Origin of the sequence: Pseudomonas sp. BJP69 (genome assembly GCF_007633355.1) — a bacterium.
GTDB lineage: Bacteria > Pseudomonadota > Gammaproteobacteria > Pseudomonadales > Pseudomonadaceae > Aquipseudomonas > Aquipseudomonas juntendi.
In genome coordinates, this window is the sequence record NZ_CP041933.1 from 781,296 (window position 1) to 807,010 (window position 25,715).

Consider the following 25,715-nt stretch of genomic DNA (forward strand, 5'->3'; position numbering starts at 1 on the left):
TACTTCATTAATGTCTATCAGGCCTTTACGTGCATAGACTTTTGGGGAGACTAACATTAAAGATATTGTCCCGAATCGAAAAACTTTTCCGATAAAGCCAAGTTCAGCGTATGTTTTTCTGTTCTCACTGATCAGCTTGCAGTTGGGTAGCAGCGATTCAATGTGTTCAGTCAGGCGATGGGACAAATATAGCGTTATCGACATGGATATGAAGATCGCGGTGATAAGGAGGGCGAACACCGCTCCCAAAATTTCATGAGCTGTGGTCACTTTATCACCCGTTCGTAGAATAAATCTCCCATGAATTCTCCACCATCGCTTCCGAACTTCCCGCCTAGCATCCCCCCAAAGGCTCCGCCCGCTACACCGCAAGCGATAGCTCCAGGCCCGCCCGATACGGTTCCGAGAACCACGCCGCAAGCTGCTACGCCAACTATGTTGCCTGCATATGCGCCAACTACGCCTCCACCTACGCCACCTGCCAATGAACTACTCTCCACAATTTTAGCTCTTCTGCACTCTTCCTCTCTCCCTTCCGTGCAGGCTTTATTGATTGATAGACCTGTACTCGAAACTTCCAGTGCAATGCCTAAATAAGTTCCTTTTTTATCAGGTTAGCAGCCTTGCTCACACCGGCAACCTTATCCGCATACCCTGCAATCTCACCCGTATGCAAATAGCTTTTCGTGGAAATGGCTAGCATTCTTTTGATGGAGCCATTGTTGCGCAAGCCTGAGCCGAACGCCGCCAACCTGCGCAACTGCTCATCCAGCTTCGTGAAAAGCCCCGCCCGCTTGGCGTAAAACTGCTCGCGGGCTTTGAGGGACCCTGAGCTCATGTGCTCTCTATGCAGCGTCTCGATTTCCAGCAAGGTGTCTTGAATCGCTTTGAGATACTTGCTCCAACTATCGCTTACCACGCCCGTGCCCATGGACGCATGGGCGAGCAGACTCTTCAACAGCTCGAAATTGTCTACGAAAAACTCATCGGCACCCTGGCCGCTATGCATCAACCCCATATGGGTCACGGTAGCCTTCGACATCAAATACGCCTCCTGACTGGTACAGGAAGGCGTTGACCAGTCACCGACGATCACCAGTTCGCCGCTTCTGACCACGCTGTTGCAAATGTGCGAATTCAGGATGTCGAACTTGCTGGCCGAATGCCCAGTCAGCGCAAGGCCGGCCTTGAGGGTGTGGTAGTTCTGCATCCTGGGGTTGATGAACGCACGGGCTTCAGACATGGCGACCCCCTCAGGCGTACTTCTTGTTTCCGATCCGGTCCCACCCGCCAGCGATGTTGCCGCCGCCGGAGCCGTCAATGCGTTTTTGCTGGGTATAGGTGGTTTTGATTCTCCCGTAATCGAGCTGCACCACCTCTATCGGTACTCCATCGGCGGCGCTTTGGGTGTAGTCGGCAATGATCACTTCTTCGAGAATGATTTCGTAATATTTGAGCTTGTCGCCGCCCGCGCGGCAGAGTGCGAGTTTCACTTCCTTGAGGTGTTGGCCTGCGCAACTGGCTTCCATTAATTTGCAACTGGCACTGTCGAGAGATTTGGTAAAGGAGAAAAGGCTGACGGCCGTGCGGCCTGATGTGGCGCCACCGGCAGAGCTTGCGGTGGCTGAAGTGCTTTGGCTTACACCAAATTGGTAACCCGTGACTTCGATCCATCTGTTGTATTTTTCGTCCAGGGCCTCGCCTGGGATATCATCGATTTTTATATAAGCGTCAAAAGCCATACTTACCTCTGTTTGGTAATCATTGTCAGGTTTTAATTTTCTGGCGAGGAACGAAATTCAGATTAGTGATTGGAAAGGCTAGGCATTGAAATTGGGTGAGGCAATAGCTGGAGCTGCAATTCAGAAATGGACTACAAGTCGATGGAAAAAATCGATACAGATATGTCGAAAAAAGTAATTCACATAAGCTTTTGCAGGAAATATCCCTCGTTACGTTGTCACGTCGGGATTCCATTCGGTCAAGTCAGCGCGTCTCTTATTTGCCGCTGCTTCAGTGGCGTAGCGTGCCTCGGTTCTGCTTCTAAGCACGCGGTAGCTCAGGCGCCGCACATTGCGACTTCAGGAGGCCGAGCGAAGGGCATGCGGAGGGAGGTGAGGGGCATGGATGCCCGTCAAGCGCTGAGGTCCATGGTGATAATCCTGGCAAGGGGGCTGCAGGATCCGGGGCTGGAATCACAGGTCAGGCGGGCGTGCAGCCGGCGACAGCAGCAGCCCTGTCAGCACAATAGCGAACGGTGGTTGTCCTGAAACCTGCGAAAGAGGACAATTATCGGCTTCCTGTCACAACCAGCGACTTCGCATGGCCTTTCTTGCACTCGGTATCAACCATAAGACTGCCTCGGTAGACGTACGCGAGCGCGTGGCGTTTACCCCAGAGCAGCTGGTAGACGCCCTGCAGCAGCTCTGCCGACTGACGTCCAGCCGCGAAGCGGCGATTCTGTCGACGTGCAACCGCAGTGAACTCTATATAGAGCAGGACCACCTGTCCGCCGACGCCGTACTCAAATGGCTGGCCGATTACCACCGCCTCAGCCTCGACGAACTGCGCGCCAGTGCCTACGTGCACGAAGAGCACGACGCCGTGAAGCACATGATGCGCGTGGCCTCGGGCCTCGACTCGCTGGTGCTCGGCGAGCCCCAGATCCTCGGCCAGATGAAGTCTGCCTACGCCGTGGCCCGCGAAGCCGGTACCGTCGGGCCGTTGCTCGGGCGCCTGTTCCAGGCCACCTTCAGTGCTGCCAAACAGGTGCGTACCGACACCGCCATTGGCGAGAACCCGGTGTCGGTGGCCTTTGCCGCCGTCAGCCTGGCCAAGCAGATCTTCGCCGACCTGGGGCGTAGCCAGGCCCTGCTGATCGGCGCCGGCGAAACCATCACCCTGGTCGCCCGCCACCTGCATGAGCAGGGCGTGCGCCGCATCGTGGTGGCCAACCGCACCTTGGAACGCGCCAGCATCCTGGCCGAACAGTTCGGTGCGCATGCCGTTCTGCTGGCCGACATCCCCCAGGAGCTGGCCAACAGCGACATCGTCATCAGCTCCACTGCCAGCCAGTTGCCGATCCTTGGCAAAGGCGCGGTCGAAAGTGCGCTGAAGCAGCGCCGGCACAAACCGATCTTCATGGTCGACATCGCCGTGCCCCGCGATATCGAAACGGAGGTCGGTGAGCTCGATGACGTCTACCTCTACACCGTCGATGACCTGCACGATGTGGTGGCGGAGAACCTCAAGAGCCGCCAAGGCGCGGCCCAGGCTGCCGAAGAACTGGTGACAGTCGGCGCCGAAGACTTCATGCTGCGCCTGCGTGAACTGGCTGCCGTGGATGTGCTCAAGGCCTATCGCCAGCAAAGCGAGCGCCTGCGCGACGAAGAACTGCAAAAGGCCCAGCGCCTGCTGGCCAACGGCGGCAACCCCGAGGACGTACTGGCTCAATTGGCCCGGGGCCTGACCAACAAACTCCTGCATGCGCCCAGCGTGCAGTTGAAAAAGCTCTCGGCCGAGGGGCGCGTCGATGCGCTGGCCATGGCCCAGGAACTCTTTGCCCTCAACGAGGGCTCGACGGACAAAACCCCGCAATGAAAGCGTCGCTGCTGAACAAACTGGAAATTCTCCAGGACCGCTTCGAAGAACTCACCGCCTTGCTCGGCGATGCCGAGGTCATTTCCGACCAGACGCGCTTTCGCGCGTATTCCCGTGAGTACGCCGAGGTCGAGCCGGTCTATGCTGCCTATAAAGAGTGGCGCAAAGTCCAGGACGACCTCGAAGGTGCCCAGGCGCTGCTCAAGGACAGTGACCCGGACATGCGCGAAATGGCCGTGGAAGAAGTGCGTGAAGCCAAGGAGCAGTTGCTGACCCTGGAGGCGCAGCTGCAGCGCATGCTGCTGCCCAAGGACCCGAATGATGGCCGCAACGTGTTCCTCGAGATCCGCGCCGGCACCGGTGGCGACGAGGCCGCGATCTTCTCGGGTGACCTGTTCCGCATGTATTCGCGTTACGCCGAAAAGCGTGGCTGGCGCCTGGAGATTCTGTCCGAGAACGAGGGCGAACACGGCGGCTACAAAGAAATCATCGCCCGTGTCGAAGGTGAAAACGTCTACGGCAAGCTCAAGTTCGAGTCTGGCGCGCACCGCGTGCAGCGCGTGCCGGAGACCGAATCCCAGGGCCGCGTGCACACTTCCGCCTGCACCGTGGCGGTACTGCCCGAGCCAGACGAACAAGCGGCCATCGAAATCAACCCGGCTGACCTGCGCGTGGACACCTACCGCGCCTCCGGTGCCGGCGGCCAGCACGTCAACAAGACCGACTCGGCGATCCGCATCACCCACTTGCCCACCGGCATCGTGGTGGAGTGCCAGGAAGAGCGTTCGCAACACAAGAACCGCGCCCGCGCCATGTCCTGGCTGTCGGCGAAACTCAACGACATGCAGACCAGCGCCGCCCAGAACGCCATTGCCAGCGAGCGCAAACTGCTGGTCGGGTCGGGTGACCGCTCGGAACGTATTCGTACCTACAATTACCCACAGGGGCGGGTGACCGATCACCGTATCAACCTGACCTTGTATTCGCTGGACGACATCCTCAGTGGTGGCGTGGACGCGGTGATCGAGCCGCTGCTGGCCGAATACCAGGCCGATCAACTGGCTGCCCTGGGGGACTGATGACCATCATCGCCAGCCTGCTGCGCAACGCACAGTTGCCAGAATCGCCTACCGAACGCCTGGATGCCGAACTGCTGCTGGCAGCGGCCATCGGCAAGTCGCGCAGTTATCTGCACACCTGGCCCGAGCGGATCGTCAGCAGCGAAGACGCGCAGACCTACGCCGGGTACCTGCAGCGCCGCCGCGGCGGTGAGCCGGTGGCGTATATCCTTGGCCAGCAAGGTTTCTGGAAGATCGACCTGGAAGTCGCGCCGCACACGCTCATCCCACGGCCGGATACCGAGCTGCTGGTCGAAACCGCCCTCGAACTGCAGCCCGCAGCCCCAGCCAGGGTTCTCGACCTGGGCACTGGCACGGGCGCCATCGCATTGGCTCTGGCCAGCGAGCGCCCCGCCTGGCAGGTCACGGCCGTAGACCGGGTGGCAGAGGCCGCTGCGCTTGCCGAGCGCAACCGGCAGCGCCTGGGCCTGAGCAATACCCAGGTGCGCCTCAGCCATTGGTTCGACAGCCTGGCCGGTGAGCGTTTCGACCTGATCGTCAGCAACCCGCCCTACATCGCCGCCGCAGACCCACACCTGGTGGCTGGCGACGTGCGTTTCGAGCCCAGCAGTGCGTTGGTGGCTGGCCCCGATGGCCTGGACGACCTGCGCGTGATCGTCACCCAGGCCCCTGGGCACCTGGTGCCGGGTGGCTGGTTGCTGCTGGAGCATGGCTATGATCAGGCCGCGGCAGTACGGGCCTTGCTGGTCGAACAGGGCTTCAACGAGGTGGCCAGCCGGACCGATCTGGGTGGCCATGAACGCATCAGCCTGGGGCGCCTGCCATGCTGAGTGATCTGGAACTGCTGCGCTACAGCCGCCAGGTGCTGCTGGCGCAGATCGACATCGACGGCCAGCTACGCCTCAAGCACAGCAAGGCATTGATTGTCGGGCTGGGTGGCCTGGGTTCGCCGGTCGCCCTGTACCTGGCAGCCGCGGGGGTTGGCGAACTGCACCTGGCGGACTTCGATACCGTCGACCTGACTAACCTGCAGCGCCAGGTGCTTCACGACAGCGACAGTGTCGGCATGAGCAAGGTCGACTCGGCGCTGCAGCGCCTGCAGGCCGTCAACCCTGAAGTCACCCTGGTTGCCCACCGCCAGGCGCTGGACGACGACACCCTGGCAGCCGCGGTAGCGGCCGTCGACCTGGTACTGGACTGCTCCGATAATTTCTCCACGCGCGAGGCGGTCAACGCCGCCTGTTTCGCCGCCGGCAAACCCTTGGTCAGCGGTGCGGCAATCCGTTTGGAGGGGCAGCTGTCGGTGTTTGACCCGCGTCGCGACTACAGCCCTTGCTACCACTGCCTGTATGGGCATGGCAGTGAAGCCGAGCTGACCTGTAGCGAGGCGGGGGTGATCGGCCCACTGGTGGGCCTGGTCGGCAGCCTGCAGGCGCTGGAAGCGATGAAGCTGCTGGCAGGCTTCGGCGAGCCGCTGGTCGGCCGGCTGCTGTTGATCGACGCCCTCGGCACCCGTATTCGCGAACTGCGGGTCAAGCGCGACCCGGCGTGTGCCGTGTGCGGCAAGCGCGATGGCTGAGCGCTCGGCGCCGGTCGGCGTGATGGACTCAGGTGTTGGTGGCTTGTCGGTGCTCGCCGAGATCCAGCGCCTGTTGCCCAACGAGACACTGCTGTACGTGGCCGATTGCGGCCATGTGCCTTATGGCGAAAAATCCCCGGACTACATCCGTGAGCGCTGCCGGCGCATTGCCGGGTTCTTCCGCGAGCAAGGCGCCAAGGCCCTGGTGCTGGCCTGCAACACCGCCACGGTGGCGGCCGCAGCGGATCTGCGCGAGCTGTACCCGAACTGGCCATTGGTGGGGATGGAGCCTGCAGTAAAGCCTGCCGCGGCTGCGACACGCTCAGGCGTGGTTGGCGTGCTGGCCACCACCGGCACGTTGCAAAGTGCCAAGTTCGCGGCTTTGCTCGACCGCTTCGCCAGCGACGTGCTGGTGATCACCCAGCCTTGCCCGGGGTTGGTCGAGCTGATCGAGACCGGCGACTTGTGCAGCCCCACGCTGCGCCAGATGCTGTGGGGCTATGTCGAGCCGCTGCTGGCCGCTGGTTGTGACACCTTGATCCTGGGCTGTACCCATTACCCCTTCCTGCGGCCGCTGCTGGCCGGCATGGTGCCGCCAGATGTGGCCATCATCGATACCGGTGCCGCCGTCGCCCGCCAGTTGCAGCGGCTGCTAGGCAACAATGGCCTGCTGGCCGCCGGACCGGCGCAGGCTACCCGCTTCTGGACCAGCGCCGACCCCTCATCCCTGAAAAAAATCCTGCCTGTGCTGTGGCATAAGTCTGACGATGTGCAAAGCTTTGCCATGTGAAAAAAACGTGAAGAAAAGCTGAACTATCGTACCACTGCCGCTTTCTATGCCTTGCCTGAGATGAGGCGATCATTAAAACAGCACTAGGATGAAGGATGTTTCTCATGAAGAAACTGCTGGGCTTGGCGGCGGCTGCCGTTTTCACCATGGGGCAGGCAGTGTTGGCGCAGGCTGCTGATGTATCGGTTTCGGTAGGGCAGACCGGTGACTCGACGATGGTCTACCGGCTGGGGCTGCAGTCGAACTGGGATGCCAGCTGGTGGCAGACCAGCGTCGGCCGCGTGACCGGCTATTGGGACGGTGCCTACACCTATTGGGACGGCGACGACACGGCTAGCAACCACAGCCTGTCGTTCGCACCCGTATTCGTGTACGAGTTTGCCGGCCATTCGGTCAAGCCCTACATCGAGGCGGGCATTGGCGTGGCAGCTTTCTCCAGCACCGAGCTGGAAAGCAACGAACTGGGTTCGTCGTTCCAGTTCGAAGACCGCATCGGCTTCGGCCTGCGCTTCGCCGGTGGGCATGAAATTGGTGTGCGTGCGATTCACTACTCGAACGCCGGCATCAAAGAACCCAATGACGGGGTTGAAAGCTACAGCTTGCATTACCGCATGGCGCTCTGACCCGATCGGGTCAACCATCAACCGCCAAGCGCGACCCAGGTTCGCGCTTGGCGGGGAGCCTGCCGTCACCTTGGCGGCAGCGGCCATAGCCCACTGAGGTCAAGCGTCTCCAGTACCAACTCGGGCTCAGCCGCGGGCCAGCGCCGCAACAACTCCTGCGCGGCGCTTTGCGGCGTCCACTGCTCCGGAAAGGCTTGCGCAGGCGTCACTGGCGTTTTCAGCGACTGCGGTCCTACCACGGTCAGCGATATCCCCAACGCCTTGAGCGCATCACGTTGCTCCCGTACCCACTGCGGCAGGTGGTTCCAACCGGCGGTTACCTGGCTTGGCGCGTACAACTGCAGGGCCGAATAACGGTTGAAAATAGCCATCACCTGGGGTGAATCACCCTTTGCCAGCAAGGGCATCACCGCTGTCAGGCAGTGCTTGCCCGCCAGCTGGTTGCTGGTGACGATGGCCTCGATCAATTCGCTGTCAGCCACATCGCCCGGCAGGTAATCGCTGGTGCCGGCATTGATGATCACGCCGTCCAGTGAGTGCCAGTGACGGGCGATCAACTGACAAGCGTCAGCGGCTTGCTGTGCATCGTGCAACTGCCAGGGCACTTGCAGGAATTGCTGGCCATAGCGTTCGCCCAGCGCTTCAAACGCAGGCGCATCCTTGCCACTCGCGGCCACCCGGTGGCCTTGGTCGAGCAGCCCTTGCAACAACGCCAAGCCAAGTCCATTGCTTGCGCCTGTAACCCAAAAACTGCGTGAGTTATTCAAGACGTTCTGCCCCCTGATGTTACCGCCGCGGCAGGCCTTTGAAGGCCTCCAATGCACGTTGGCGACTACTGCCCAGATCCACTATTGGATTGTGATACGAATTACCAGCGAAAAGATCCGTAGATTTCATCGGACCATGAATTGTTTTTTCATCGATATCGCGAAGCTCCGGCAGCCAGTGGCGAATGAAACGCCCCTGAGGGTCGAAACGCTGTGATTGCGAGACCGGGTTGAAAATGCGGAAATAGGGCACCGAATCGGTGCCGGTAGAGGCGCTCCACTGCCAGCCGCCATTGTTGGCGGCCAGGTCATCATCGATGAGGTGGCGCATGAAGTGACGCTCGCCCTTGCGCCAGTCGATCAACAGGTTTTTGCTGAGGAACATGGCGACGATCATGCGCAGCCGGTTGTGCATCCAGCCCGTGTGCAGCAGCTGGCGCATGGCCGCGTCGATGATGGGGAAGCCGGTGCGGCCCTGCTCCCAAGCCTCGAGATCGCCCGGCGCATCGCGCCAGGGCAGGGCTTCGGTATGGCTGCGGAAGGCGCGGTGCCGGGAGACCTGTGGGTAGCCGGTGAGGATATGCTTGTAGAATTCGCGCCACAGCAGTTCGTTGACCCAGGTCTGCACACCCGTGCTACCGCTGTCGAACTCGCCCTTGTTGGCGGCAAGGGCCCCATGCAAGCACTGGCGCGGGGAAATTACCCCGGCGGCCAAATAAGGCGAAAGCTGGCTGGTCCCCGGCATTGCCGGCAGATCCCGGGTTTTAAGGTAATCGTCGATGGTTTCGTCCAGAAACTGCGACAGGCGCTGCTGTGCATGGGCCTCGCCCGCCGGCCAGTGCTCACGCAAGGCGCGCGGGGTTTTTTCGAAGCCGTCGATATGTTGCGGGATCGGGTCACTGTGGATCTTCAGCGCAGCCTGGCGCTTTACCCGCCGGGCGAGCGCAGGCAGGCTGAGGTGCAGGTGTTCAAGGCAGGTTTTCTTGAACTGGCTGAATACCTGAAAGTAATCGCCACTGCGGGTCAGGATGGTGCCTGGGCGAAACAGCAGTTGGTCGAGATAGCTGTGCGCCTGGACAGACGCTTTTTCCAGCAGCTTGCGCGTAGCAGCGTCCCGGCGCTGCTCGTTGATGCCGTATTCCTCGTTCCAGTGCACGCTTTGCACCTGGTGTTGTTGGCAAACATCGAGTACGGCCTGAGGCGCCTGGTCCCAGGTGTCGATCTTGCGGATCAGCAGTGGGATGTTCAGCTTTTCCAGCGCCTGGCGCAGGTCGCGCAGGTTGCGTAGCCAGAAATCGACTTTGCAGTCGGCGTCGTCGTGCGCACGCCATTGCCCGGGGCTGACCAGCCACAAGGCGACGGTCGGCCCGCGTTCGGTCGCAGCGCTCAGTGCGGTATTGTCATCGATGCGCAGGTCACTACGCAGCCAGGTCAGGTGCATGGGGCATTGATCTCTACAGGCTGGCGGTCATGGGCTTGAAGCAGGCGCAAGGCCGCTTGCGGGGTATCGAACAGGAAAAGGTCAGGCAGTTCGCTGTCTTTGAGGCGGGTTTCATGCAGTGCAACCATGCTGCCACCAAGCAACTTCGGCCCCGGCACCCCTTGCAGGGCACGCAGCAAGGCTTTGTCGTCCATGCGCGGGCCCAGGTGCAGTAGCACGGCCCGGGGTTGGAAGATGCTGACTGCGCTTTGCAGTTGCGCCGCGCTGACAGGCTGCTCGAGCACCTCCACGGGGATGCCATTGCTGGTGAACAACCAGGCGCACAGCCACAGCCCTGGGCTGAAAGCGCGCTCGCTGTCTTCGGCCAGAAGCACGGCGGGGCCGTGCAGCAACTGGTTGTCGTGGTAGACGCGGGCGCCCAGCTTGCTGCGTAGCCAGCCGTAGAAGAACACCTGCTCCAGCCGCGCGTTGAAGTAACTGCCCCAGCGCAGGTCGAGCAGGTCGAGCAAGGGCAGCAGCAATTGTTCGCACAGGGTCAGAGCCGGATACAGCGCCATGGCCTGGTTAAGTTGCTGGTCCAGGTTACGTTGCGACAGGCCGGCGATGGCTTCGACCAGCTCGTACTGACGGGCTTGCCAGTCGCCTTTGGGCGCGCTGCTGGTTGGTTTGTCGAGCAACTCGCGCACTTGGCCAACAGAGGCACCCCGCTGCAACCAGGCCAGGATCGTTTCTACCCGTTCCACCTGGCTTTGTGGGTACAGACGGTGCCCCTTCGCTGTGCGTTGTGGTTTCAGCAGGCCATAACGGCGCTCCCAGGCGCGCAGCGTGACCGGGTTCACCCCGGTGCGGCGGGCCAACTCGCCTATTGGTAACAGCACCTCAGACCGCATTGCGTAAACCCAGGCTTTCAGGGTGGGGTTGCAGGTAGGTTTGCTGAAGCAGGTACGGGTCCGGGTGCTTGCGCAGGTGGTGTTTGAGCAGCGTCAGTGGCACCACCAGCGGCACGACGCCCTGCTGGTACTGGCCGATGATCGCCTGCAGCTCGGCTTTGTCCTGCTGGGTGAGGGTGTCCTTGAAATAGCCGCTGAGGTGCTGCAGCACATTGCAGTGGGTGCCACGGCTGGCACAGCGGCGCAGCGCCTGCATCAGCTGGCTGAAATACCGCTGGCCCACCTGTTGTGGGTCATCGTCCTTGCTCATGCTGCCGAGCAGGCGCCCGAGGGTGCGGTAGGCCTGAGGGTTGTTGGCCATCAACAGGTACTTGTAGCGCGAATGGAAGCTCACCAAGGCTCCCCGGCTGAGGCCCTCGGCCAGCAGGCGTTGCCAGTCGGCATAGGCATAGACACGGCTTATGAAGTTCTCGCGCAGCACCGGGTCATGCAGCCGGCCTTCCTCTTCCACCGGCAGGTCGGGGCGTAGCGCGCAGAAGGCCTGGGCAAAGGCGCCGCGACCACTCTGCACCGCAGGGTGGCCGTTTGGCTGATAGACCTTGACCCGTTCCAAGCCGCAGGACGGCGATTTCTGCATGAAAATGTAGCCGCAGATGTCACCCAGCTCAGCGGCCATCTGTTCGCCATAGCTGCGTAGCGGCCCGGTCAGGTCCATGCCCGGGTTGCGGGTGCCGACCACTTCAGGGTTGTTCGGGTCGCCAACCAGGCGGATCGGATCGCGAGGGACCCCTAGCCCGATGGCTACCTCTGGGCAAACAGGCAGCCATTCGAAATGTTCTTCCAGTTGCTTGCGACACAGGTCGGAGGCCTTGTGGCCGCCGTTATAGCGCACGCTGTGCCCGGTGAGGCAGGCGCTGATGGCAATACGCGGCTTGCTGTGGGTGGGCGGGTTTTGCATGACTGCCTCCGAAAACCTGTACGTTTGTAAAAACTTGTACAGGTTTATTCCAGCACAGTGCGGAAGTTATGCAAACCAGTTTTTTTGTATAAGGTGAAATCAGTCCAAATGTTCGAGCAGTCGCCGTGCTGCTTCCTGGCCGCTAAGCCAGGCGCCTTCTACACGCCCCGACAAGCACCAGTCGCCGCACGCATACAAGCCCTGGTCGGCATCGGCCAGGGCGCCCCACTCATGGTTGCTGCTCGGGCGGGCATACAGCCAGCGGTGGGCCAGGGAGAACGCGGGCGCGGGCACCACGCAGCCGATCAGTTCGGCGAATTCGCCGTACAGATGCTCGATCACTGCCTCTCTGGGCAGGTCGATATGCTGCCGGCTCCAGTCTGCCGTTGCGTGCAATATCCAGGTATCGGGCTGCTCGTCGCGGCCAGGCTTGCTGCGGTTGCGTGCCAGCCAATCGAGGGCGCTGTCCTGCACGAAGCAGCCTTGCATCGGTGTATCCAGCGGGGCCTGGAATGCCAGGGCCACGGCCCAGGTGGGTGCCATCTGCACGCCGGCCGCCACGGCGGCCAACTTGGGCGTGGCGGCCAGCAGCGGTGTCGCCTGGGGCGCCGGCACGGCAATTACCACGCGGCTGAAGGGGCCGTGGCTGCAGCCGTCGGTATCCTGCAGGTGCCAGTACTGCTTGCCGCGAAACACCTCGGCAATGCGGCAGTCGAAATTCACCGTCACGTCCTTGAGCAGGCCGCGGGTGATCGCGCTCATGCGCGGCACGCCTACCCAGCGTGTCTGCTCGTCGGGGGAGGGGCTGAGGGTGCCGTCGCGGTAGTTGTACAGCTGGGGTTTCCACTGTTCTGCCCAGCCTGCGGCCACCCATTGCTGGACCTGCTCGACAAAGCGTCGGTCGCGGGCAGTGAAATACTGCGCGCCAAGGTCGAGGGCGCCGGCCTCGCTGCGCTTGCTGGCCATGCGCCCGCCGCTGCCCTTGCCTTTATCGAACAAGTGCACCGACTGCCCGGCCTTCTGCAAAGCCTGGGCGGCAGACAAGCCGGCGATACCGGCACCAATGATGGCAATAGGTACTGTCATGATGGCCTCTTCAAACCTTGCTATGAGCAGACTACGCTGTCAGGAAAACCTGTACAAAGCAAAAATATTGTATAAGGTAATTCCGCTTTGCCGGACAGGTTGGCCTATGTTTATCCGAGAGCGTCGGGTCAAAAAAGTGCCTTGATGTTAAAAATAGACCAACGCTGCAATCTGCGAGGACACAGGCATGCATATATTGCTGACAGGCGGTACCGGGTTGATTGGCAAGCACCTGTGCCAGTACTGGCTCAGCCAGGGTCACCGGCTGACAGTGTGGAGCCGGCGGCCACAGGAAGTGGCGAAGATCTGCGGCGCCGGGGTGCGGGGCATCGCCCGGCTTGAGCAACTGGAAGCAGACGATCAGCTCGATGCAGTGGTCAACCTGGCGGGGGCGCCGATTGCCGACCGGCCCTGGACGGCCGCCCGGCGCAACCTGTTGTGGGCTAGCCGCATTGCCCTGACCGAGCAACTGCTGGCTTGGCTGGGTACCCGCGAACAGCGCCCTGAGGTGTTGCTATCCGGTTCAGCGGTGGGCTGGTACGGAGACGGCGGTGAGCGCGAACTGACCGAAGCCTCGCCCCCGGTGCGGGAAGATTTCGCCAGCCAGTTGTGTATAGCCTGGGAAGAAACAGCCCAGCGCTCGCAGGCCCAGGGCATCCGTGTGGTGCTGGTGCGTACCGGGCTGGTGCTGGCCAGCGATGGCGGCTTTTTGTCGCGCTTGCGCATCCCCTTCAAGCTGGGGCTGGGTGGGCCGTTGGGCAACGGCCGGCAGTGGATGCCGTGGATCCATATAGACGACCAGGTCGCCCTGATTGATTTTCTCTTGCAGCATAAGGACGCCAGCGGTCCTTATAATGCCTGCGCTCCAACGCCCGTGCGCAACCGCGAGTTCGCCAGGCGGCTGGGCCGTGCGCTGCATCGGCCGGCGCTATTGCCGGTGCCGGCACTGCTGCTCAAGGCCGGCTTGGGCGAGCTGTCGACCTTGCTGTTGGGCGGCCAGCGTGCGCGCCCGGTACGTTTGCTGGAGGCGGGCTTCGCCTTCCGCTTCAATGATCTGCAATCGGCCCTGGACGACCTGTCCAGCCGCCTCTGACATAGGACGCTGCATGACTGATCACGCCCTGCTGCTGGTCAACCTGGGTTCCCCGGCCTCCACTTCGGTGGCCGATGTACGCCGCTACCTCAACCAGTTTCTGATGGACCCGTACGTGGTGGACCTGCCTTGGCCACTGCGGCGGCTGCTGGTGTCGTTGATCCTGATCAAACGACCGGAGCAGTCGGCCCATGCCTATGCGTCCATTTGGTGGGAGGAGGGCTCGCCGCTGGTGGTGCTGACCCGCCGCCTGCAGGCCGCCATGGTCGAGCACTGGCCGCATGGGCCGGTTGAAATAGCCATGCGTTACGGCCAGCCGGCGCTGGAGGATGTGTTGGCGCGTCTGGCAGCGCAGGGCGTGCGCAGGGTTACCCTGGCGCCGTTGTATCCACAGTTCGCGGACAGTACGGTGACCACGGTCGTGGAGTTGGCGAAACAGACCATCCAAGAGCGCCAGTTGCCGTTGCAAATGCGGGTGCTGCAGCCGTTCTACGAGCACCCCGCGTATATCCAGGCACTGGCGGCCAGCGCCGAACCTTACCTGGCACAGGATTACGACCACCTGTTGCTGAGTTTTCATGGGCTGCCGGAGCGGCACCTGAAAAAGCTGTACCCGCGCGGCACGCGCGGCAAGCATGATCTGCGTGCAGCCGACTGCTGCAAAGATGCCAGCGCCGAGGTGCGCGCGGTGTGTTACCGGGGTCAGTGCCTGGCGACCGCCAAAGCGTTTGCGGCGCAGTTGGGTATACCCGACGGCAAGTGGTCGGTGAGTTTCCAGTCGCGGCTGGGGCGTGACAAGTGGATCGAACCGTACACCGAAACACGCCTGGACGAGCTGGCCAAGGCGGGGGTCAAGAAGTTGCTGGTGATGTGCCCGGCATTCGTGGCCGACTGCATCGAAACGCTGGAAGAAATCGGCATGCGCGGCAGTGAGCAGTTTGTCGAGGCCGGCGGGCGGGAGCTGGTGCTGGTGCCGTGCTTGAACGACCACCCGCAGTGGGTGAGGGTGTTGGCGGACATGTGTGAAAAGGCCTGAGTGAACCGGCCTTTTCGCGGGTGAACCCGCTCCCACAGGGTGTTTTGCTGCCCTGTGGGCGCTCAGGTCAAGGGTGGCTCAAGGCTGCTGATCCTCGAGCTTCTTGTGCTTCCAGCCGTCATTGCCAGGCAAGATCAGGTTCAGGGCAATCGCCACGATGGCACACAGTGCAATCCCCTTCAGGCCCCAGTCATCCGGGCCATCACCGCTGCCGATCAGTACCCCGCCAATACCGAACACCAGGGTCACCGACACGATCACCAGGTTGCGCGCTTCGGCCAGGTCGACCTTGTGGCGGATCATGGTGTTCAAGCCTACCGCGGCGATCGAGCCGAACAGCAGGCACAGGATGCCGCCCATCACCGGCACCGGAATACTCTGCAGCAGCGCGCCGAACTTGCCGATGAACGCCAGGGTAATGGCGAATACCGCCGCCCAGGTCATGATCTTCGGGTTGTAGTTCTTGGTCAGCATCACCGCACCGGTCACTTCGGCGTAGGTGGTGTTGGGCGGGCCGCCGAACAGGCCGGCGGCGGTGGTGGCCAGGCCGTCACCCAGCAGGGTGCGGTGCAGGCCGGGCTTCTTCAGGTAGTCACGGCCGGTTACGCTGCCAACCGCGATAACCCCGCCAATGTGCTCGATCGCAGGTGCCAGGGCTACCGGAACGATGAACAGAATGGCCTGCCAGTTGAACGCTGGCGCCGTGAAGTTGGGCATTTCCAGCCAGGGGGCAGCGGCAATTCTGGCGGTGTCGACCACGCCAAAGGCAAATGACAGGGCAAAACCCACCAGCACGCCAGCGATGATCGGCACCAGGCGGAAGATGCCTTTGCCGAACACAGCGACGATCAGTGTGGTCAGCAGCGCCGGCATGGAGATCAGCATGGCTGTCTTGTACGGCAGCAGCACGCTGCCGTCGCCAGCCTTGCCCATCGCCATGTTGGCGGCAATCGGCGCCATGGCCAGGCCGATGGAGATGATCACCGGCCCGATCACCACGGGCGGCAGCATGCGGTCGATGAAACCGGTGCCTTTGATTTTCACCATAAGGCCCATGAAGGTATACACGAAACCTGCGGCCATCACGCCGCCCATGGTCTCGGCCAGGCCGAACTGGCCTTTGGCGAGAATGATCGGGGTGATGAAGGCGAAGCTGGAAGCCAGGAACACCGGGACCTGACGGCCGGTGACCAACTGGAACAGCAAGGTACCGATACCCGCGGTGAACAGCGCCACGTTCGGGTCCAGGCCGGTGATCAGTGGCATCAGTACCAGCGCACCGAATGCCACGAAGAGCATCTGCGCGCCCGAAACGACCTGGCGCCAGAGCGGGTCGTTGAAGCCGTCCTGCATGTTCAGGCGTCCTTTTGCTTGGTGCCGAAGATCTTGTCACCGGCATCGCCGAGGCCCGGCACGATATAGCCGTGCTCGTTCAGGCGCTGGTCGATCGAGGCGGTGTAGATCTGTACATCGGGGTGAGCTTTTTCCACCACGTCGATGCCTTCTGGTGCCGCGACCAGGACCATGGCGCGAATCTCTTTGCAGCCAGCCTTCTTCAACAGGTCGATGGTGGCAACCATCGAGCCGCCGGTTGCCAGCATGGGGTCGATGATCAATGCCAGGCGCTGGTTGATGTCCGGGGCGAGCTTTTCCAGGTAGGTGTGGGCTTCGAGGGTCTCTTCGTTGCGGGCAACACCGACCGCGCTCACCTTGGCACCCGGGATCAGACTGAGTACGCCGTCGAGCATGCCGATGCCGGCACGCAGAATGGGCACTACGGTGATCTTCTTGCCGGCGATTTTCTCTACCGCGACCTTGCCACACCAGCCGTCGATCTCGTAGGTTTCGAGCGGCAGGTCCTGGGTGGCTTCATAAGTCAGAAGAGCGCCGACTTCCTGGGCGAGTTCGCGAAAATTCTTGGTGCTGATATCGGCACGGCGCATCAGGCCGAGCTTGTGGCGGATCAGCGGGTGGCGGATCTCACGAGTGGGCATAGGGGGGCTCCGAAAGGCGGGCAAAAAAACCGCGCTAGATTAATCTATTCAGCCTGCGCTGTCGTCTGGTCATTCTGCACGTTAGTCCATAAACGCTTGATCTGTGACGAGCGGATGCGTACCTTTGCCCGCTTTTCCAAAATCCCCCGGAGCGCGCCATGTCCGCCGATCTCGAGCATATCCGTCAAGTCATGCGTGAAGCTGACTGCCTGTACACCGAAGCTGAGGTCGAAGCGGCCATCGCCAAGGTGGGCGAGCAGATCTGCAAGGACCTGCACGACAAGAACCCTGTGGTGTTCTGCGTGATGAACGGTGGCCTGATCTTCTCCGGCAAACTGCTGACCCACCTGCAGTTCCCGCTGGAAGCTTCCTACCTGCACGCCACGCGCTACCGCAACCAGACCAGTGGCGGCGAGCTGTTCTGGAAGGCCAAGCCCGAGGTGTCGTTCATCGACCGCGACGTGCTGATCGTCGACGACATCCTCGATGAAGGCCATACCCTCAGTGCCATCATCGAGTTCTGCAAGCACGCCGGCGCGCGCTCGGTGTACACCGCCGTGCTGATCGACAAGGACCACGACCGCAAAGCCAGCCCGGACCTCAAGGCCAACTACGTGGGCCTGCCCTGCATTGACCGCTACATCTTCGGCTATGGCATGGACTACAAAGGCTACTGGCGCAACGCCAACGGCATCTTCGCCGTCAAGGGCCTGTAAAAACGGCCACGTGTTAGAGTGCGGCTTCATACAAGGAGCCTCACATGCGTGCGTTTCTCCCCCTTCTGGTGGCCATCAGCCTGCCGCTGGCCGCTGCACCGCTGCACAGCCAGTTCCTGCCCCCGGACGACCTGGCCCTGCGTCAGGAAGCACCCACCAGCCAGCAGTTGCTGCAAGTGACCGACTACTCGGTGGTAGTCGGTGCCCAGCGGCAGTCCGACCAGCAGCCGATCCCGATCACCTCGTCGCTGCAAGTGCGCCTGAAGGGCAAGCCGCTGAGCAAGGGGGCGACCATTGCCCAGGTGCTGCTGACATTCGACGGTGAGGCCGCCAAGAGCCTCAAGAAACCGGTGTACGACGACAAGACCCGCACCTTGAACCTGAATTACCCCCTCAGCGACTACCGGGTGATCATGGACCTGCTGCGCAACGAAACGCTGTATGTGCAGTTCCTCACCTATGGCAATGGCCACATCTGGGCCGACCTGCACACGGGCACCGTACGTACGCGTTGAGGCGCGCGGCCTGCGGGGGGTAAACTGCCGGCCTTCGAAATTCCGTGATGGTCCAGATGGAGCCGGCAATGCGTAAAGACAAGAAACAGGTAATCGGTGACGAAATCAGCGACGACTACATCAAGTCGTTCCTTCAGTTCGAGCCGGCCGATGGCGTCACCTCACCCTCGCTGCACAAACTGGTGAAAGCTTACCGCGGCCTGCGTGTGGACGACTTCCAGCGTTTTGTCGGGTTCTTCGTCGAAGCCGGCCTGGACCTGGATGGCAAGGACGAACACGGCAAAACCTTCGTCGAGCAGATCGCCGACCAGCGCAATGCGCAGGAGTACATCGAGATCATCGCCCAGGCCCGTGGTTGATCGTTGGCCTGTGCCGCCTCCTCGCGGCCCATTCTGACCAACCCGCAGGCAAAAAAACGCCCCGAAGGGTGATGCCTGTCCTTTAAGCGTTACTGGGGCTGCTTTGCAGCCCTTCGCGGGCGCGCCCGCTCCCACACATTTGGCGCTGCACTCAAGAAATGCGCGACCCCTGTGGGAGCGGGCGTGCCCGCGAAGGGCCGCAAAGCGGCCCCCAATTACGTCACTGACTGGCATTACCCCGAAGGGCGTTTTTTCGTTACCGGGCCAGTCAGGCGTAATGCTTGGCTGCCGGGCTGCTTTCCACCAGGTCCAGTGCCGCGTCGTTATCTGCACTGATCTTGCGGTACAGGGCAGCATCGGTTGCAAGGGTCTTCTCGCGTGCGGGGAAGATTTCCTTGAGTTTGTCGGCCCAGGCCCCTTTGGCCTGCTCAGGGAAGCAACGCTCGATCAGTTCCAGCATGATCGAAACGGTCACCGAGGCACCTGGCGAGGCGCCGAGCAGTGCAGCCAGGCTGCCGTCCTGCGCCGAGACCAGCTCGGTGCCGAATTGCAGCACGCCGCCTTTCTTCGGGTCTTTCTTGATGATCTGCACGCGCTGACCTGCGACTTCCAGGCGCCAGTCTTCGGCCTTGGCCTGCGGGTAGAAGCGCCGCAGGGCTTCCAGGCGCTGTTCCATCGACTGCATCACTTCGCTGACCAGGTACTTGGTCAGGTCCATGTTGTCGCGGGCCACGGCCAGCATCGGGCCGATATTGCCCATGCGCACCGACAGCGGCAGGTCCATCAGCGAACCGTGCTTCAGGAACTTGGTGGTAAAGCCGGCATAAGGGCCGAACAGCAGCGAAGTCTTGCCGTCTACAACCCGGGTGTCCAGGTGCGGTACCGACATTGGTGGCGCACCCACGGCGGCCTGGCTGTAAACCTTGGCCTGGTGCTGCTTGACGATTTCCGGGTTGTCGCAGCGCAGCCACTGGCCGCTGACCGGGAAGCCGCCAAAACCTTTGCTCTCCGGGATGCCGGACATCTGCAGCAGCGGCAGGGCCGCGCCGCCGGCGCCCAGGAACACGAAGCGGGCGTCCACTTCACGGCTGCCGCCGCTGTTGACGTCCTTGATGCTGACGGTCCAGCCGCTGCCGTTACGGCGCAGGCCGACGACCTTCTTGCTGTATTTGACCTGCGCGTCCGGCGCGTCACCCAGCAGCTTCAGCAGCTTCAGGGTCAGGGCGCCGAAGTTGACGTCGGTGCCTTTGGCCACGCGGGTCGCGGCGATGTGCTGGTCGGCAGGGCGGCCAGGCATCATCAGCGGCATCCAGTCGTTCATCACGGCCTTGTCTTCGGTGTACTCCATCTCGGAGAAGGCATGGTGCTGCTTGAGCAGCTCGAAGCGCTTCTTGAGGAAGGCAACACCCTTGTCACCCTCGACGTAGCTCAGGTGCGGGACAGGGTTGATGAACGCACGCGCCGAGCCGAAGTTGTCCTTCTTGCTCAGGTAGGCCCAGAACTGGCGCGAAACCTCGAACTGGGTGTTGATGTGCACGGCCTTCTTGATGTCGATGCTGCCATCGGCGGCCTGCGGCGTGTAGTTCAGCTCGCACAGGCCGGCGTGGCCGGTGCCTGCGTTGTTCCAGGGGTTGGAGCTTTCCGCGGCTCCGGAGTCCATCGCCTCGACGACCTCAAGCTTCAGGGTCGGGTCAAGCTCCTTGAGCAGTACGGCCAGGGTGGCACTCATGATGCCCGCGCCTACCAGTACCACATCAACCGATTCGTTCTGCGCCATTTAACGCGTCTCCACAATCTACAGCTACCTAATTGACAGCATAGGACCTGGGGTTGCCAGGGTCGCCATGTCCGACTTTTCGCAGTTCTTGCAACTTCCGCGGACACCGCCAACCAGTCTTCGGGTTCAGGTATTGAACGCCGTTTGCCAGGGCTGCGGCAATTCGACTTATGGTCAAGGTGTCGTGCGTGCGTTATGGAGCGGGTCAGGCACTCATGCAGGATGAGCGCATTTGCCGCCTGTTCAGGGCTGTTCGGGACACATCTGCCGCTTTTACACATGCCAGACTGTTCATTTGCTCGCCACACTCTTGTGAAGTTGTGAAAACCGTTTTTTCACGCTCTTTTGGAGACGTGAACCTCAAAAAGGGACTGCGCGATGGCAACCCGCAGGTTCATGCAGCGTGAAGGGCCGGAAAAGCAGGCACGACAGCCGATGCAAGACCTGAGTGGAAGGCTCTCTGTGGGCGAAGCGTTGAAGTTGCCGGGGTCAATCGGCGAGTGCGGGGCCCGATCAGGAGACGTCCTTATAATCGGGGGGAGATTATAACGATGTCGCGGGCAGAAATGTCGCCATTCGTGGTTTTTATTGCAGCGTTTGTCAGGCCAGGCGCATGCGCGGCTGCCAGTGCTGGCTTGCACAGGCGCAAAGTACAGGCCCGGGCAGTGCATGAAAGCATTGTCACAAGCGGGCTGGGACCGATGACTGGCCGATGCGGGGCTGGGTATACTGTGCGCCTTAGCCGCATTTTCTGGAGAAACGCGCATGTTGCAACGTCTGTTGTTCGGTTTGCTTGCCGTGGCCAGCCTCAGCCTGGTCGGTTGTGCCCACAGCCCGCAACAACTCAACCCGCAACCCACGCTCAAGGCCCAACTCGCGCCGGTCGGTCATGGCCAGCCGGTGGTGGTCCGGGTGGTTGACGGTCGCCCATCGCAGTCGCTGGGTACCCGTGGTGGCATGTACCCTGAAACCAGCACCATCAGCGTCAGTGGCAACGACGTGGTGCCCAAGCTGCAGGCCCAGGCTGAAGCGGCTGTGCGCCTGCTCGGCTTCACGCCTACGGCCAACGCCTACAACGCGCCGCAGTTGACCGTGACCCTGGCCGAGCTGAAGTACCAGTCGCCCAAAGACAACCTGTACGTGACCGAAGCCACGATCGGTGCCACCTTCCGTGCCGACGTGAAGAATGGCGGCCGCAGCTACAGCGGCCGTTACGGCGCGTCGCTCGACCAGCGCTTCGGCATGGCACCGAACCAGGACACCAACACCCAGTTGGTAGGCGACGTTCTGAGCGATGCGCTGACCCGCATGTTCAAAGACCCGAGCATTGGACAGATCCTGGCCCAGTAAGCCCTCTGCGCTGCTGAAAACCCGCTGCCTGGTCGCCAGGCAGCGGGTTTTTTGTGCCTCGCCAACGCTTGCCGGTGGGGTGGCCGGCGCAGGTTCACGCCGCCTCTATGTGGAAATCCAGCAGGCTGAAGCCAGTGCCGGCGTCCACCTCCGGCAGGTCTGCATGCACATGCCCGCCCAGCGCGCAGTAGACCAGCCACTGGCGGTCTTGCACATTGATGGCAAAACCATCGATCAGCGCCTGTTGCTCCTCGCTTTGGGCAACGAGGTAAAGGCGGTCCTGGTTTTCGGCGTGCAGCATGAAGTAGCTCCGGCTCATGGGAAGGTCGACAGGGTGGCCTGCTCAGATGACGAGCCGATGACAGATGAAATTAAATGACAGTTTGTCGCCAATGCCGGGCAGCGAAGGGCGAGTTGCGTAGAATGCGGGCCTTCGCCGTCGCTTACACCGAGGTTGCGTGATGTCCTTGCAAGTGCTTTGGGGTTTTCTGGCCGCCCATCCCACCAAGTTGATCAATGTGTTGGCGCTGCTGCTGACCTGCCCGGGCGGGTTGCTGCTGCAAAGCGCGCGGCGGCGCGCGGCCGAAACCCGCGAGAGCCTGGCGTTTGAGGAGGGGGTAGTGGATGCCTTCGACCTGCGGGTGCCCAAGTACTTCTACATTCTGGGCTTCGCTTGCCTGGCCATGGCGCTGCTGCTGTCCTGGCTCAGCACCTGGGTGTGAGATTGCGGGGCTGCAAGGCAGCCCCGCAATCGGTCAGGCAACCGGCGCCTGCTGCCTGACCTGGTACTGGTTGCGCACCGGTGTCGCATACTGCAATACCAGGTACGGCCGCTGCTCTTCAGGGCAGGCCGCCAGCCGACGTTGCCATTCTTCCTTGGCCTTGGCCAGTTCGTCGGCCGGGAACACCTGTTCGGCGCCAGGTACCTGCAGGGCTTCGTCCTTACCCTCCCACATTGCGTAGGCCAGGTAATGCACCGGGAACAACCGGTAGCCAGCCAGGATCTGGCGGTCGATCTCTGCGGCCAGCTGCTTGGTATCCTCGTAGTACTCGGTCACCGGTGGCGCGAAGTTGATGTGCACCCGGCCCTTGTAGCCGGTAATGCCCTTGGCGATGCTGTTGTCGTCCTCCCCTGGGGCCTTCTGGTAGCTGCCAGTGGTGGCGCGGATATACAGCTCGCGGGCTTTGGCCTGGTCGCACGGGTCGTACTCGTAGCTGATCGACACCGGTGTCAGGTTCAGGCTCTGGATGACGGCGCCAAACGCCTCGTCCTTGCGGCTCATGTGGAACATCTTGAGGATCGCCGAGTCGGTGCGGTCGTCACCGTCCTTGGCGCGGCCCTCGGCCTGGGCGATCCAGATCGAGGTGGCGTCGTTGCGGATCGAGTGGTTGATGTAGGCCGAGAGCAGCTGATAAGCCGCCAGCTTTTCACGGCGCCCGCTGATCGAACGGTGCACGATGAAACTCTTGTTCAGGCGCATCATGTCGCTGACGAACGGCTTTTGCAGCAGGTTGTCGCCAATGGCGATGCGCGGCGTGGGCAGGCCGGCGTGGTACACCGCATAGTTGACGAAGGCCGGGTCCATCACGATGTCGCGGTGGTTGGCCAGGAACAGGTAGGCCGTACCTGCCTTCAACTGCTCCACACCGGAATAGGTGACGCCGTCGGTGGCGCGGTCGATGGTCTGGTCAACGTAGTACTCGACCTTGTCCTGCAAGGTGGAAACGCAGGTCACACCGGCGAATTCCTTGCGCAGGCGGCGGGCGATCAGCGGTTTGAGCAGCCAGCCGAAAGCCCCGGCTGCCCGCGGGAAGCGGAAGTGGGTGAGGATATCGAGGAATGCCGGGTCGCTGAGCAGGCGGGCCAGAACCGCAGGTACCTCAGCGTCGTCGTAGGGTCGGATGGCATCGAATTCGCCCATCATGCTCTCTTGTTGGAAACGGCTAGGGTAATAAACAGGGGCAGGCTCCGAAAAACGGCTCGGACGCACACGGGCCCCGTAAACAGACCGACAATTATACGCATAAGTCACCCCGGAGGCCGCGATGCTCGAAACTGCGTTCTACGATTGCCCTTATTGCGGCGAAGAGGTCGAAACCACGGTGGACCTGTCCGGTGGCGATCAGGAGTACATCGAGGACTGCCAGGTGTGCTGCAGGCCGATTCGTTTCGTGCTGCAGGTGCATGGCGAGGAATGGATGCTGGATGTCTACGGCGAGAACGAATGATGCGGCGGATCTACGAACCGGAAAACCTGCTTGAAGCCGAAATGCTGGCCGGGATGCTCGCCAGTGAAGGCATCGCGGTGCAGGTGGTGGGCCGTGACCTGATCGGTGCAGTCGGCGAGCTGCCCATGCAAGGGTTGCTAGGGCTTGCGGTCGCCGATGAGCAGGCCGAGTACGCACGGCAGCTGATCGATGCGTACAATGAGGCCCAGCCACTGGTTGGCGACGAACCGGAGAGTATCCCCGGTACCTTGATCTGCTAGGTTCTGAATTCGCTCATGTGTGGACGTTACGCCCTGTTTCGCTGGCCCCAGGCCCTTGCCAGTCTGCCGGGGTTCCCCGCGGGCCAGCCGGCCCAATGGAATATCGCACCTGGGGCATCGGTGCTGATCCAGCGCCAGCTTGACGGCCAGCAGCAACTGGCCATGGCGCGTTGGGGGCTGACCCCGGCGTGGCTCACCGACCTGTCCCGCACCCCCGCCCATGCCCGCGCCGAAACCCTGGCCGAGCAACCGATGTTCCGTGAGGCGTTTCGCCAGCGCCGCTGCCTGATGCCGGCCAACGGCTTTTACGAGTGGCGGGGCACGGTACGCAAGCGTCCTTATTGGCTGACGCCGGGGGAGGGCGCCTCGTTGTACTTTGCGGCCATATGGGAAGCCTACCCCGTGCAGGACCAGGTGTGGCTGAGTTGCGCGGTGGTGACCCAGGCGGCCATGAACCAGCGCCGGCCGCTGATCCTCGACGATGCGGGCCAGGCTGCCTGGCTCGATCCGGATACGCCGGTTACCCGCCTGCACGAACTGCTGGCCAGCCCGCCTGCGCCACTGCGCGAAAGGGCCTTGGCGAATTTCGTCAATGACCCGAAGCTGGATGCGCCGGAGTGTCTTACCCCGCTTTGATGGGTGGCCGGTGCTGGTGATGAAAATCTTCCCTGCGGCTATGGCGGCTACCGGCGAGTCGGCCTAGGATACGGCGCATGCAAAAAAGGGAGTGTTTTCATGCGTAAGTCTTTTGTCGTCAGCCTGTTGAGTGCTGGCATCGTGCTGGGCGGCTGCCAGGCGGTGAATACCACCAGTGGCGGTGCTGTCGGCGTCGAGCGCCAGCAGTACATGTTCAGCATGCTCTCCACCGATGAAGTCAACCAGATGTACGCCCAGTCGTACCAGCAGACCCTCGGTGAAGCCTCCAGCAAGGGGGTGCTCGACAAGTCCAGTGCCGATGCCAAGCGGGTGCAGGCCATCGCCAGCCGGCTGATTGCCCAGGCCCCCAAGTTCCGCCCGGATTCCGCGCAGTGGGACTGGCAAGTCAACGTGATCAAGAGCGACGAACTGAACGCCAACTGCGGCCCTGGCGGCAAGATCATCGTGTATACCGGCCTGATCGATCAGCTCAAGCTCACCGATGCGGAAATTGCCGCGGTTGTCGGTCACGAAATCGCCCACGCCCTGCGTGAGCACAGCCGCGAGGCGATGTCCAAGGCCTATGGTGTGGAAATGGCGCGCCAGGGGGCGGGTGCCATCTTTGGCCTGGGCCAGAACAGCATGGCCATGGCCGACACCGTGGTGAACTACGCCATGACCCTGCCCAACAGCCGGGCCAACGAAAACGAAGCCGACCTGATCGGCCTGGAGTTGTCGGCCCGTGCCGGCTACGACCCGAACGCCGCAATCACCTTGTGGAACAAGATGAGCAAGGCGTCCGAAGGCGCTCCGCCCGAGTTCATGAGCACTCACCCGGCATCTTCCAGCCGCATTGCCTCGCTGCAGGCGGCCATTCCCAAGGTGATGCCGCTGTATCAGGCCGCGGCCAAGCCATGATCGCTTGAAGCGTGGGGGC

The 25,715-nt window shown here is 61.9% G+C and carries 28 protein-coding genes and 1 pseudogene; 17 read left to right on the forward strand and 12 right to left on the reverse strand.

Features of this window, described 5'->3' with window-relative positions:
• Positions 1-266: 266 nt before the first annotated feature.
• Positions 267-1,243: pseudogene (locus FPB55_RS03690) on the reverse strand (hypothetical protein).
• A 10-nt stretch (positions 1,244-1,253) separates the two neighbouring features.
• Entirely contained in the window at positions 1,254-1,742 is a 489-nt protein-coding gene (locus tag FPB55_RS03695) for a type VI secretion system tube protein Hcp (protein ID WP_125854894.1), read from the reverse strand.
• Between the two features lie 580 nt (positions 1,743-2,322).
• Between FPB55_RS03695 and hemA the strand changes: the two genes are divergently transcribed.
• The 6 genes from hemA (at position 2,323) to FPB55_RS03730 (ending at position 7,671) form a co-directional block, all read left to right on the forward strand.
• A complete protein-coding gene (gene hemA / locus FPB55_RS03705) occupies positions 2,323-3,600 on the forward strand; it encodes a glutamyl-tRNA reductase (RefSeq protein WP_009682968.1) in 1,278 nt (425 codons plus the stop codon).
• Entirely contained in the window at positions 3,597-4,679 is a 1,083-nt protein-coding gene (gene prfA, locus FPB55_RS03710; RefSeq protein ID WP_009682967.1) for a peptide chain release factor 1, read from the forward strand. The genes hemA and prfA overlap by 4 nt, the downstream gene beginning before the upstream one ends.
• Entirely contained in the window at positions 4,679-5,509 is an 831-nt protein-coding gene (gene prmC, locus FPB55_RS03715; protein WP_054903924.1) for a peptide chain release factor N(5)-glutamine methyltransferase, read from the forward strand. The genes prfA and prmC overlap by 1 nt, the downstream gene beginning before the upstream one ends.
• Positions 5,503-6,258: a molybdopterin-synthase adenylyltransferase MoeB gene (locus tag FPB55_RS03720; RefSeq protein ID WP_047149700.1), complete on the forward strand. Its 756-nt coding sequence runs from the start codon at positions 5,503-5,505 to the stop codon at positions 6,256-6,258. Before prmC ends, FPB55_RS03720 begins: the two co-directional genes overlap by 7 nt.
• Positions 6,251-7,048 carry a glutamate racemase gene (murI, locus tag FPB55_RS03725; protein ID WP_029886862.1) on the forward strand — a complete coding sequence of 266 codons (798 nt, stop codon included), beginning with the start codon at positions 6,251-6,253 and terminating at the stop codon, positions 7,046-7,048. The genes FPB55_RS03720 and murI overlap by 8 nt, the downstream gene beginning before the upstream one ends.
• A gap of 104 nt (positions 7,049-7,152) precedes the next feature.
• Positions 7,153-7,671, forward strand: coding sequence for an acyloxyacyl hydrolase (locus FPB55_RS03730; protein WP_009682962.1), 519 nt, complete (start codon positions 7,153-7,155; stop codon positions 7,669-7,671).
• A gap of 65 nt (positions 7,672-7,736) precedes the next feature.
• Here the strand turns inward: FPB55_RS03730 and FPB55_RS03735 are convergent, their stop codons facing one another.
• From FPB55_RS03735 to FPB55_RS03755, 5 genes are all read right to left on the reverse strand, one after another.
• Positions 7,737-8,438 (reverse strand): SDR family NAD(P)-dependent oxidoreductase, encoded by a 702-nt coding sequence (locus FPB55_RS03735; RefSeq protein ID WP_125854892.1) that lies wholly within the window; start codon positions 8,436-8,438, stop codon positions 7,737-7,739.
• 19 nt (positions 8,439-8,457) lie between these two features.
• Positions 8,458-9,879, reverse strand: coding sequence for a deoxyribodipyrimidine photo-lyase (phrB, locus tag FPB55_RS03740; protein ID WP_144187558.1), 1,422 nt, complete (start codon positions 9,877-9,879; stop codon positions 8,458-8,460).
• The gene (locus tag FPB55_RS03745) at positions 9,870-10,769 is read right to left on the reverse strand and encodes a MerR family transcriptional regulator (RefSeq protein WP_009682959.1); all 900 of its coding nucleotides are present in this window, start codon (positions 10,767-10,769) and stop codon (positions 9,870-9,872) included. Before FPB55_RS03745 ends, phrB begins: the two co-directional genes overlap by 10 nt.
• Positions 10,759-11,727, reverse strand: coding sequence for a DUF523 and DUF1722 domain-containing protein (locus FPB55_RS03750; RefSeq protein ID WP_029886857.1), 969 nt, complete (start codon positions 11,725-11,727; stop codon positions 10,759-10,761). Before FPB55_RS03750 ends, FPB55_RS03745 begins: the two co-directional genes overlap by 11 nt.
• A 99-nt stretch (positions 11,728-11,826) precedes the next feature.
• Positions 11,827-12,813 (reverse strand): NAD(P)/FAD-dependent oxidoreductase, encoded by a 987-nt coding sequence (locus FPB55_RS03755; protein WP_144187560.1) that lies wholly within the window; start codon positions 12,811-12,813, stop codon positions 11,827-11,829.
• A 187-nt stretch (positions 12,814-13,000) separates the two neighbouring features.
• On the opposite strand from FPB55_RS03755, the gene FPB55_RS03760 reads away from it, so the two are divergent.
• Together FPB55_RS03760 and hemH are read left to right on the forward strand one after the other, a co-directional pair.
• Positions 13,001-13,906, forward strand: a complete 906-nt coding sequence (locus FPB55_RS03760; protein WP_029886855.1) for a TIGR01777 family oxidoreductase — start codon at positions 13,001-13,003, stop codon at positions 13,904-13,906.
• Between the two features lie 13 nt (positions 13,907-13,919).
• The gene (hemH, locus tag FPB55_RS03765) at positions 13,920-14,942 is read left to right on the forward strand and encodes a ferrochelatase (RefSeq protein ID WP_009682955.1); all 1,023 of its coding nucleotides are present in this window, start codon (positions 13,920-13,922) and stop codon (positions 14,940-14,942) included.
• A 78-nt stretch (positions 14,943-15,020) separates the two neighbouring features.
• On the opposite strand, the gene FPB55_RS03770 is transcribed toward hemH, so the two are convergent.
• Positions 15,021-16,295 (reverse strand): uracil-xanthine permease family protein, encoded by a 1,275-nt coding sequence (locus tag FPB55_RS03770; RefSeq protein WP_009682954.1) that lies wholly within the window; start codon positions 16,293-16,295, stop codon positions 15,021-15,023.
• A gap of 2 nt (positions 16,296-16,297) precedes the next feature.
• On the reverse strand, positions 16,298-16,936 hold the full coding sequence (gene upp, locus FPB55_RS03775) for a uracil phosphoribosyltransferase (RefSeq protein ID WP_009682953.1): 639 nt from the start codon (positions 16,934-16,936) through the stop codon (positions 16,298-16,300).
• A 158-nt stretch (positions 16,937-17,094) separates the two neighbouring features.
• Between upp and FPB55_RS03780 the strand changes: the two genes are divergently transcribed.
• The 3 genes from FPB55_RS03780 (at position 17,095) to FPB55_RS03790 (ending at position 18,526) form a co-directional block, all read left to right on the forward strand.
• Positions 17,095-17,652: a hypoxanthine-guanine phosphoribosyltransferase gene (locus FPB55_RS03780; protein ID WP_009682952.1), complete on the forward strand. Its 558-nt coding sequence runs from the start codon at positions 17,095-17,097 to the stop codon at positions 17,650-17,652.
• 44 nt (positions 17,653-17,696) lie between these two features.
• Positions 17,697-18,167, forward strand: coding sequence for a hypothetical protein (locus FPB55_RS03785; RefSeq protein ID WP_009682951.1), 471 nt, complete (start codon positions 17,697-17,699; stop codon positions 18,165-18,167).
• Positions 18,168-18,235: 68 nt separating this feature from the next.
• On the forward strand, positions 18,236-18,526 hold the full coding sequence (locus FPB55_RS03790; RefSeq protein WP_009682950.1) for a PA4642 family protein: 291 nt from the start codon (positions 18,236-18,238) through the stop codon (positions 18,524-18,526).
• 268 nt (positions 18,527-18,794) lie between these two features.
• On the opposite strand, the gene mqo is transcribed toward FPB55_RS03790, so the two are convergent.
• Entirely contained in the window at positions 18,795-20,303 is a 1,509-nt protein-coding gene (gene mqo / locus FPB55_RS03795) for a malate dehydrogenase (quinone) (protein WP_054881708.1), read from the reverse strand.
• A gap of 765 nt (positions 20,304-21,068) precedes the next feature.
• Here mqo and FPB55_RS03800 point away from each other — a divergent pair.
• On the forward strand, positions 21,069-21,653 hold the full coding sequence (locus FPB55_RS03800) for a YajG family lipoprotein (RefSeq protein WP_029886852.1): 585 nt from the start codon (positions 21,069-21,071) through the stop codon (positions 21,651-21,653).
• 94 nt (positions 21,654-21,747) lie between these two features.
• Here FPB55_RS03800 and FPB55_RS03805 read toward each other — a convergent pair whose 3' ends face one another.
• Positions 21,748-21,954 carry a hypothetical protein gene (locus FPB55_RS03805; protein ID WP_009682946.1) on the reverse strand — a complete coding sequence of 69 codons (207 nt, stop codon included), beginning with the start codon at positions 21,952-21,954 and terminating at the stop codon, positions 21,748-21,750.
• A gap of 160 nt (positions 21,955-22,114) precedes the next feature.
• On the opposite strand from FPB55_RS03805, the gene FPB55_RS03810 reads away from it, so the two are divergent.
• The gene (locus tag FPB55_RS03810) at positions 22,115-22,375 is read left to right on the forward strand and encodes a hypothetical protein (protein ID WP_009682945.1); all 261 of its coding nucleotides are present in this window, start codon (positions 22,115-22,117) and stop codon (positions 22,373-22,375) included.
• Between the two features lie 33 nt (positions 22,376-22,408).
• Here FPB55_RS03810 and FPB55_RS03815 read toward each other — a convergent pair whose 3' ends face one another.
• Positions 22,409-23,575, reverse strand: a complete 1,167-nt coding sequence (locus FPB55_RS03815) for a 1-acyl-sn-glycerol-3-phosphate acyltransferase (protein ID WP_054912104.1) — start codon at positions 23,573-23,575, stop codon at positions 22,409-22,411.
• Positions 23,576-23,699: 124 nt separating this feature from the next.
• On the opposite strand from FPB55_RS03815, the gene FPB55_RS03820 reads away from it, so the two are divergent.
• The 4 genes from FPB55_RS03820 to FPB55_RS03835 all read left to right on the forward strand — a co-directional run bounded on the left by FPB55_RS03820 (position 23,700) and on the right by FPB55_RS03835 (position 25,696).
• Positions 23,700-23,882 carry a CPXCG motif-containing cysteine-rich protein gene (locus tag FPB55_RS03820; protein ID WP_009682943.1) on the forward strand — a complete coding sequence of 61 codons (183 nt, stop codon included), beginning with the start codon at positions 23,700-23,702 and terminating at the stop codon, positions 23,880-23,882.
• Complete coding sequence (locus FPB55_RS03825; RefSeq protein WP_029887158.1) at positions 23,882-24,142, forward strand: DUF2007 domain-containing protein; 261 nt, start codon at positions 23,882-23,884, stop codon at positions 24,140-24,142. Before FPB55_RS03820 ends, FPB55_RS03825 begins: the two co-directional genes overlap by 1 nt.
• 15 nt (positions 24,143-24,157) lie before the next feature.
• Complete coding sequence (locus FPB55_RS03830) at positions 24,158-24,778, forward strand: SOS response-associated peptidase (protein WP_029887159.1); 621 nt, start codon at positions 24,158-24,160, stop codon at positions 24,776-24,778.
• A gap of 99 nt (positions 24,779-24,877) precedes the next feature.
• On the forward strand, positions 24,878-25,696 hold the full coding sequence (locus tag FPB55_RS03835) for a M48 family metallopeptidase (RefSeq protein WP_054881704.1): 819 nt from the start codon (positions 24,878-24,880) through the stop codon (positions 25,694-25,696).
• The last annotated feature ends 19 nt before the right edge of the window (positions 25,697-25,715 follow it).

Bases quoted from the DNA above. Each gene is read 5' to 3' on its own strand.
- FPB55_RS03810 (WP_009682945.1), top strand. From the start codon at position 22,115: ATGTCCTTGCAAGTGCTTTGGGGTTTTCTGGCCGCCCATCCCACCAAG.
- phrB (WP_144187558.1), bottom strand. From the start codon at position 9,879: ATGCACCTGACCTGGCTGCGTAGTGACCTGCGCATCGATGACAATACC.
- FPB55_RS03805 (WP_009682946.1), bottom strand. From the start codon at position 21,954: ATGCTGCACGCCGAAAACCAGGACCGCCTTTACCTCGTTGCCCAAAGC.
- FPB55_RS03755 (WP_144187560.1), bottom strand. From the start codon at position 12,813: ATGACAGTACCTATTGCCATCATTGGTGCCGGTATCGCCGGCTTGTCT.
- FPB55_RS03835 (WP_054881704.1), top strand. From the start codon at position 24,878: ATGCGTAAGTCTTTTGTCGTCAGCCTGTTGAGTGCTGGCATCGTGCTG.
- FPB55_RS03730 (WP_009682962.1), top strand. From the start codon at position 7,153: ATGAAGAAACTGCTGGGCTTGGCGGCGGCTGCCGTTTTCACCATGGGG.
- FPB55_RS03815 (WP_054912104.1), bottom strand. From the start codon at position 23,575: ATGGGCGAATTCGATGCCATCCGACCCTACGACGACGCTGAGGTACCT.
- FPB55_RS03785 (WP_009682951.1), top strand. From the start codon at position 17,697: ATGCGTGCGTTTCTCCCCCTTCTGGTGGCCATCAGCCTGCCGCTGGCC.
- FPB55_RS03760 (WP_029886855.1), top strand. From the start codon at position 13,001: ATGCATATATTGCTGACAGGCGGTACCGGGTTGATTGGCAAGCACCTG.
- hemH (WP_009682955.1), top strand. From the start codon at position 13,920: ATGACTGATCACGCCCTGCTGCTGGTCAACCTGGGTTCCCCGGCCTCC.
- FPB55_RS03820 (WP_009682943.1), top strand. From the start codon at position 23,700: ATGCTCGAAACTGCGTTCTACGATTGCCCTTATTGCGGCGAAGAGGTC.
- FPB55_RS03830 (WP_029887159.1), top strand. From the start codon at position 24,158: ATGTGTGGACGTTACGCCCTGTTTCGCTGGCCCCAGGCCCTTGCCAGT.
- mqo (WP_054881708.1), bottom strand. From the start codon at position 20,303: ATGGCGCAGAACGAATCGGTTGATGTGGTACTGGTAGGCGCGGGCATC.
- FPB55_RS03825 (WP_029887158.1), top strand. From the start codon at position 23,882: ATGCGGCGGATCTACGAACCGGAAAACCTGCTTGAAGCCGAAATGCTG.
- prmC (WP_054903924.1), top strand. From the start codon at position 4,679: ATGACCATCATCGCCAGCCTGCTGCGCAACGCACAGTTGCCAGAATCG.
- FPB55_RS03790 (WP_009682950.1), top strand. From the start codon at position 18,236: ATGCGTAAAGACAAGAAACAGGTAATCGGTGACGAAATCAGCGACGAC.
- FPB55_RS03770 (WP_009682954.1), bottom strand. From the start codon at position 16,295: ATGCAGGACGGCTTCAACGACCCGCTCTGGCGCCAGGTCGTTTCGGGC.
- FPB55_RS03800 (WP_029886852.1), top strand. From the start codon at position 21,069: ATGTTGCAACGTCTGTTGTTCGGTTTGCTTGCCGTGGCCAGCCTCAGC.
- prfA (WP_009682967.1), top strand. From the start codon at position 3,597: ATGAAAGCGTCGCTGCTGAACAAACTGGAAATTCTCCAGGACCGCTTC.
- FPB55_RS03780 (WP_009682952.1), top strand. From the start codon at position 17,095: ATGTCCGCCGATCTCGAGCATATCCGTCAAGTCATGCGTGAAGCTGAC.
- upp (WP_009682953.1), bottom strand. From the start codon at position 16,936: ATGCCCACTCGTGAGATCCGCCACCCGCTGATCCGCCACAAGCTCGGC.
- hemA (WP_009682968.1), top strand. From the start codon at position 2,323: ATGGCCTTTCTTGCACTCGGTATCAACCATAAGACTGCCTCGGTAGAC.
- FPB55_RS03720 (WP_047149700.1), top strand. From the start codon at position 5,503: ATGCTGAGTGATCTGGAACTGCTGCGCTACAGCCGCCAGGTGCTGCTG.
- FPB55_RS03695 (WP_125854894.1), bottom strand. From the start codon at position 1,742: ATGGCTTTTGACGCTTATATAAAAATCGATGATATCCCAGGCGAGGCC.
- FPB55_RS03745 (WP_009682959.1), bottom strand. From the start codon at position 10,769: ATGCGGTCTGAGGTGCTGTTACCAATAGGCGAGTTGGCCCGCCGCACC.
- murI (WP_029886862.1), top strand. From the start codon at position 6,251: ATGGCTGAGCGCTCGGCGCCGGTCGGCGTGATGGACTCAGGTGTTGGT.
- FPB55_RS03750 (WP_029886857.1), bottom strand. From the start codon at position 11,727: ATGCAAAACCCGCCCACCCACAGCAAGCCGCGTATTGCCATCAGCGCC.